This window comes from Kitasatospora sp. NPDC004723, from assembly GCF_040609255.1.
Lineage (GTDB): Bacteria > Actinomycetota > Actinomycetes > Streptomycetales > Streptomycetaceae > Kitasatospora.
Genome location: NZ_JBEXJT010000028.1, coordinates 41,432 through 47,600, shown reverse-complemented (window position 1 = coordinate 47,600; position 6,169 = coordinate 41,432). Strand labels below are relative to the sequence as shown.

Annotated in this window: 6 protein-coding genes and 1 pseudogene; 2 read left to right on the top strand and 5 right to left on the bottom strand. The window is 69.9% G+C overall.

The genetic code is table 11. The annotated features are described in order from the left end of the window. Positions 1–198: 198 nt before the first annotated feature. From ABZW10_RS24545 to ABZW10_RS24525, 5 genes are all read right to left on the bottom strand, one after another. The gene (locus ABZW10_RS24545; RefSeq protein WP_355369477.1) at positions 199–561 is read right to left on the bottom strand and encodes a hypothetical protein; all 363 of its coding nucleotides are present in this window, start codon (positions 559–561) and stop codon (positions 199–201) included. Beyond that, positions 554–2,533, bottom strand: coding sequence for an SAM-dependent methyltransferase (locus ABZW10_RS24540; protein WP_355369561.1), 1,980 nt, complete (start codon positions 2,531–2,533; stop codon positions 554–556). The genes ABZW10_RS24545 and ABZW10_RS24540 overlap by 8 nt, the downstream gene beginning before the upstream one ends. A gap of 633 nt (positions 2,534–3,166) precedes the next feature. Next, complete coding sequence (locus tag ABZW10_RS24535; RefSeq protein WP_355369475.1) at positions 3,167–3,526, bottom strand: DoxX family protein; 360 nt, start codon at positions 3,524–3,526, stop codon at positions 3,167–3,169. A gap of 75 nt (positions 3,527–3,601) precedes the next feature. Beyond that, positions 3,602–4,096, bottom strand: coding sequence for a cupin domain-containing protein (locus tag ABZW10_RS24530; RefSeq protein WP_355369473.1), 495 nt, complete (start codon positions 4,094–4,096; stop codon positions 3,602–3,604). A 104-nt stretch (positions 4,097–4,200) separates the two neighbouring features. Continuing rightward, positions 4,201–5,376 (bottom strand): serine hydrolase domain-containing protein, encoded by a 1,176-nt coding sequence (locus tag ABZW10_RS24525; protein WP_355369471.1) that lies wholly within the window; start codon positions 5,374–5,376, stop codon positions 4,201–4,203. 185 nt (positions 5,377–5,561) lie between these two features. On the opposite strand from ABZW10_RS24525, the pseudogene ABZW10_RS24520 reads away from it, so the two are divergent. Together ABZW10_RS24520 and ABZW10_RS24515 are read left to right on the top strand one after the other, a co-directional pair. Beyond that, positions 5,562–5,648: pseudogene (locus ABZW10_RS24520) on the top strand (IS5/IS1182 family transposase); the annotation flags it as partial. A gap of 216 nt (positions 5,649–5,864) precedes the next feature. Continuing rightward, positions 5,865–6,002 (top strand): hypothetical protein, encoded by a 138-nt coding sequence (locus ABZW10_RS24515; protein ID WP_355369469.1) that lies wholly within the window; start codon positions 5,865–5,867, stop codon positions 6,000–6,002. Positions 6,003–6,169 lie beyond the last annotated feature (167 nt).

Genomic DNA, 6,169 nt, shown 5'->3' with positions numbered 1-6,169 from the left:
AAACCCGATGTCGTCACCCGCAACAACGGCAACGGCAACCTCTACGTCTACCCCGGAGCCGGCGGCACCGGCCAAGTCAACCCCGCCCGCGAAATAGGCAGCGGCTGGTGACCCACCGAGCCGGGCCGGTCCGGGCCGTCGGACGTCCCGGCAGCCCGCCCTGCTTCCCTGCAGGGCGGGCTGCCGGCCTCCGGGCGGTCAGACGAGGAGTTCGACGACCGCGAGATCGACGATGTCGACGGGAATCGTGATGTCGACGAAAGAGGCGTCGATCTCGACCTCGATGGCGTCGACGTCAAGCCCCGCGAAGGCCTCGGCCCGCACTCCGGGCCGCTGCACCCGCGGGTACTTCAGCTGGGGCGTGACGTACACGCGCCGTGCCAGCGACTCTGCGGAGAGCCGGGACGAGTCACCGTCCGGCTGCCCCAACTGCGCGCCTTGCCGAGCCGCCGCCGCGGTCAGCGCCAGTGTCGCCGCGCGGGCCTTGCGCGCCAGTACGGGCAGTCCCGCCGCCGCGATCGCACCCGGGTCGAGCTGTTCGTCCTTGGCCGGTTCACTCATGATCCACCTTCTGTCCCACCGCGCTGATCTTCAACGCTCCAGGTTCCGATGCCCGCCGCCACAAGCGGCCCAGGAACACCGGTCCCGGGCCTTCGCCGTCGGGCTGGTGTGTGAAGAACGTGATGCTGCCGGACCACAGGGGCTCGGGCTGCGTCCATCCCAGCACGCCGTCCGCGTACTGCGGGTCCGTGACCGGCTGACCGTCGCATTCGAGTTGCGGGCGGCCGCCGTCCGCGCCGATGCTCCCGAGCGTGAGGGCCGGTCCGGTCTGCCATCCCGCCGACGAGGCGATCCGGGTCTCATAGGTGCCCGCCCAGGCCTCTGCCGGATCCGCCGCGAACGGATCGGCGGCATCGGCCACGGTGTAGACGCCCACCTTCCCGTGCACGTTGTCACGGGCCGGGGCGTCGGAGGCCGCTCCGGTCCAGATGACGCCGTGACACTGCGGACCGGTGTACGAGTCCGGGCGCGGCTCTCCCCCGGCGGGGTTGACAGGTACCGAGAAGCGGAGCGATCCGGACGACGTGTTGTCGTCCCGTTCGTTCCAGGTGAGCACTCCCGCGTCGAAGCGTGCGCCGTTGAGCGCGGTACCGTCGAGGAGGACTCCGTCGGGCCCGACGAGCAGTTCGCGGGCAGGCCCGCCATCGACGAACAGGTGGTAGCCACCCGCCCAGACCGAGCCGTCGCTGCTGAGCTCGTTGAAGGCCTCCGCGATCGCCCCGGGAGCGGTGTCGTACCCGAGGCTCTGCAGCCCCTTCCTGACCTCGTCGAGCGCTTCGGAGTCGTTCCGGTCCGCTGCCGCGGACAGCATGCGCTGGTAGCGCACCGCGAGGCCCGGGTGAGTCAGGGCGTCCGTCACGAAGGTCCGGGCGACATCGTCCTCGGACCTCTGGAACTCGGTCCTGATCCAACCGTAGTTCCCGGTGACGACCGCTTCCTTGGTGCGCTCGGACATTCCGGAACCGCTTCCGAGGAACGCCTCGGGGTCATCCAGGTACCGCGCGAGCAGTGCCGGCTCCAGCGCCAGGTTCCTGATCATCTCGTAGAACTCGCGCGGCGGCCGGGACTGCCGGTAGTCGTCCGGTGTCCGATGCGAGTCCAGCTGCGCGATGTACTGCAGCTCGACGTCGGAGTACGGCACCCGGTACGGCGCGAACGGGCCGGTCGACGTCGCCCTGGGCACCTCCTGCGGCGGCTTGCGGTCGGGAAGGCGCAGTCCCAGCGAGGTCGCCATGTCGAGGTCGATGGCCCGTTCGACCTTCGGGGGGACGTAGAAGGTGGAGATGCCGGTCACCCAGGGGCGCGTGTCGGGGTCGAGGATCTTCGAGAGCGCGATCGGCTGGATCACCGGGTCCGCTATGGAGTACTGGGACGCGATGTAGTTGATGATCTCGTAGTCCTCGCCGTAAGCGGCCTGCAGGTAGCGGACGAGAACACCCAGGTGTGCGTTCGGGAATCCGGAGAACTTGAATCCCACGTCGCCGACGCTGCCCACCTGCAGGAGGATCACATGGCTGTCCACCAGAAGCGGTCGCCGACGTACCAGGAGATCGGTCGCCTCGACGATCTGGCAACCCGGCCGCGAGGGATCGATTCCCAGGTCCGCGAAGAGACAGTCGAGCGCGGACACGGCCGGCAACATGAACGCGGCGTGTCCCTCCTGTCGCGCGATGGCGATCGCCCGGTGGGAGGGATTGACGAAGACGCCCGGATGACCGTAGAAGACGCCCACCACGTTGAGCCCCTCACGGACCGACCTCAGCATCAGCTCGGCCATCTGGATGTAGGTGATCCGGCGGGGTTTGTCGTTGTCGTAGAGCGTGTACAGGTCGACGCTGTCCGGCTGTTGATCGAGGATCCACTGCTCCGTCGCAGGGTCCGACACACAGTAGTAGACCTTGTCCGCCCACTTCAGATACGCCTGCGCCTCCAGCGAGAACTGACCGATCGCACGTATTCCCGAACCCAGCATCACGAGAGTTCCCGGACGCCGGCCCGGTGCCGGTGCTGTGCGCGGGATCGTGGGGCTGGACTGGTGAGGCTGATCGTTTGATGTCACCGTTGCCTCCTTGCTCGGTGCTGCGAGCTTTGGCTGCCAGGTGTCTTCGACGTCCGCCCGAATCGGAGTTGTCGGATTGGTAGGAGCACCCCATCGGACCGGGGCCCACCTCAGGTGTCGGGGACCGGACTTCTGACGCGTGGTGTGACCACACGCGCTGTGCAGAGCGGTGCCGGCCGTGGTCTCGACGTCCATGGCAACCACGCTCAACCCTCGCGCAGAAACCCGTAGTCGGCAACATGGGGCGAGAACGGACACCGGCCGGGCCCGGGCATCGGCCGGGCGGATGCCGGGGGGACGCTGTTGCCATGATGGAACGGAAGACCTTCTCCGCACCAGGTCCGCTCTCCTCGAACTCCACTTCAGCAACGCCGTCGTCGGCCTCGCCCGCCACCTCCACACCAGCGGCACCATCACCAGGATCTTCGACCGCCCACTGCCCGTCGTCGTGTTCGACATGGACCGCCCCGGGTAGGAGGAGGAAACCACCGAAGCCGCCGATCCGGCCGAGCCGATCACGGACTACCTGATGTGAGCCGTGCTCGATCACCGCCGGGTCGTCAACCATAGGGTCACGGCCGCGGTGACGACGAGTCCGGCGTTCAGTGCGATCCGACGGTCCTCGCCCCGCAGGTGGACGGCGATCGCGCCGGTCTGCAGGAGTACGAAGCCGATCGCCGCGGCCGGCGCCAGCGAGGGAGCGACACCGGTCAGCGGCGGCAGGACCAGGCCGCTCGCGCCGAGTAGCTCGACCGCCCCGAGCGCCCTGAGAACCGGCAGGGGTGTGCGGTCGACCCAGGTCATCATCGGCCGGAGCTGGTCACGGCTGCGGATCGCCTTCAGCGTGCCCGCGTAGAGGTAGAAGAGTGCGAGCGGTGCCGCGACGATCCAGTAGGCGGTGTTCATCGGTCTTCCGTTCATGGGCCGCCGGTTCACGGGGGGGTCGGTCTCCGGCGGGCTCGGTTTCAGGCGGGGTCGGTTTCAGGCGGGGTCGGTGGCGGGCTCGGTCGCGTAGCGGCTCATCGTGTCGGCGTTGGTCCGCGGCGTCAGCGGCCGGCCGTCGGCGAGCGCCTCCTCGAGGTCGCGGAAGTACGGCACGTACAGGTCGGGGGTGAAGGTGCTGAGCATGACGGCGGGCTCGTCGGCCGGGTTGGCGAAGGTGTGCGGAGTGCCGGGCGGAACCATCACGAGCGTGCCCGCGGTGGCGTCGTGGTCCTCGTCCCCGACGGTGAACCGCACGGTGCCGGAGAGGACGTAGAAGCCCTCGTCGTGCCGGGCGTGACGGTGCTGCGGCGGCCCCTGGGTGTGCGGGGCGAGGACGGACTCGGCGATCGCGAGGCGGTGCCCGGTGTGGCTGCCGTCCTCCAGGACGCGCATGCGCGTGCTGCCCAGCACGATCTTCTCGCCCTCGCCGGGCCCCACCACCCATACGGCGGGGTCGGCCTGCGGCACGGTGGTCTTCGCTTGTTCGGTCATGCTCACCAGTGCACCGCCCGGGGCCTGCCGGCGTCCAAGACCCGTTCCGCTGCGCCGATACCCCGCGGGTATCGGCGCAGCGTGCGGCTACCGACCCGACCGGCTCAGCGACAAAAGGCCTCGTCCACCGCCGCCACCACGCGTTGCTTGAGGTCGGGCGAGGCCAGCACGGTCACCGCGATGCTCACGGCGCGCCCGTCCTCCGTGACCCCGCCCCGGGTGACGTACCCCGGGATACCCCCGCCGTGTCCCCAGGACACCCCGCCGCACGACAGCGGGCGGCTTGCCAGGCCGAGCCCGTACCGCGAACCCGGGACCGCGGGATCGGCCGGCACGGTCGTCCGCATCTGGGCGAGCTGCGCCGGTGGCATCAGCTCGCCGCCGATCAGCGCCGAGAAGAACCGGTTCAGATCCGTGTTCGTGGACACCATCGCTCCCGCTCCCCAGGCCCAGGACGGGTCCATCTCCGTGACGTCCAGCAGCGGATCACCGGGCTTGTCCGCGAAGTACCCGTGCGGGTGGCGCTCACGGATTCCGGTCTCCCCCTGGGCCGGGAAGTACGTGTGCCTGAGCCCGATCCGGTCGATGACACGCTTGGTGACCTCCTCCCCCAGCGGCCGTCCGGTGACCCTCTGGACGATCAACCCGGCCACCACGTAGCCCGTGTTGCTGTACTTCCACTGCGTTCCCGGGGCGAAGTCGGCCTTGTGCGCGAGCGCCGCGTCGAGCAGCTCACGCGGCTCGACGTACTGGGTGGCACTGGAGATCTCCACGAAGTCCGTGTAGTCCGGCAGCCCGCTGGTGTGCTGGAGGACCTGGCGCACGGTGATCCGCCGTCCGTCGATGTCCTGGCCCCGGACCAGACCGGGCAGGTAGGTGTCCAGGGAGGCGTCCAGGTCCACCCTGCCCTCCGCCACCAGCTGCAGGACGACGACCGCGACGAAGGTCTTGGTGTTGCTGCCGATCCGCACCTGGCCGTCGACGGGCACCTTGGCGCCGGTCCTCAGATCGGCCACCCCGGCGGTGTAGTTGAGGCTGCGGCCGTTCCGGTCGCGGACGGCCGCCAGGGCTCCCGGCGCGCCGCCACCGGCGACGAGCGTGTCGAGCCGCTGCTGGAAGGGGTCGGTCCTCGTGACGGCGGCCGGGGAGTCGCCCCCGGGCGCGGCGACGGCCGGCGGGGCGAGCAAGCCGAGGGCAAGCGCTCCGGCCGCCACCGCGACGGCGACGGCCGCCGCGCCATGGCACGGGGAGCGGAGACGGTACGGGGAAAGGGAGTTCACAAGGCGCCTCCTGAGGCTGGACGTACCCGACAGACCGGGATCCTGGCCCACTCAGGACATCACGCGATCGTCCCGGCCGCCGTCGCCACGAAGGACGAACACGACTCCCCCAACCTCGTCCTGATGGTGTATCGAACCCCCGAACACCCCCAGGGAACACCCCGATCGCGGCGCCCCGCGCCCGATCTGGCCTCACGGCATGGCGCAGGCTACGGGATCGGGCTGAGGCTGGAGTGCGGCCAAGGCTCCACGCCGCTCTGCTCACCGAGCTGAGCACCCCGAACCCGGCACAGATCCCCGTCCCTGTTCCGGCTGTGGAACACCTGTCAGAGCCGGTCGCATCGCTCGACCCGATGCCGGCACCCTCCTCGCACCGCCCTCCACGTCGGCGCCTGCCCAGTCCGTGGTCGTCACCGCTGAGCCTGAGCCTGCTCCCGTGCCCGCCGAGAAGACCGTATCCACCGCGCTCCCGGCCGTCCCTGAGGCCCTTGCTGATCGCAGCCCGGCGCATCGCCGAGACGCATCACGCCGCACAGGGCGAGCACATCACGCCCGGTCAGCTGGAGGCCCACCTGAGCGTCACGCTGCCGCCTGCCGCCGCCGCATACGCTCGGCTCGCCGTCTGAGCCCCGCCGGACCCTTCCCCACCTGACCGGCCCCGCCCGACTGGGCTCTGCTTCCCATGCCCCATGCAGCTCCAACACGTCCTCCTGACTGGCTGGTTACTACTCGGGGCCACCCGCTCACAATCGTCTCCGGACGATCCAGTTCTCCGCGACTACTGGAGTCCGCG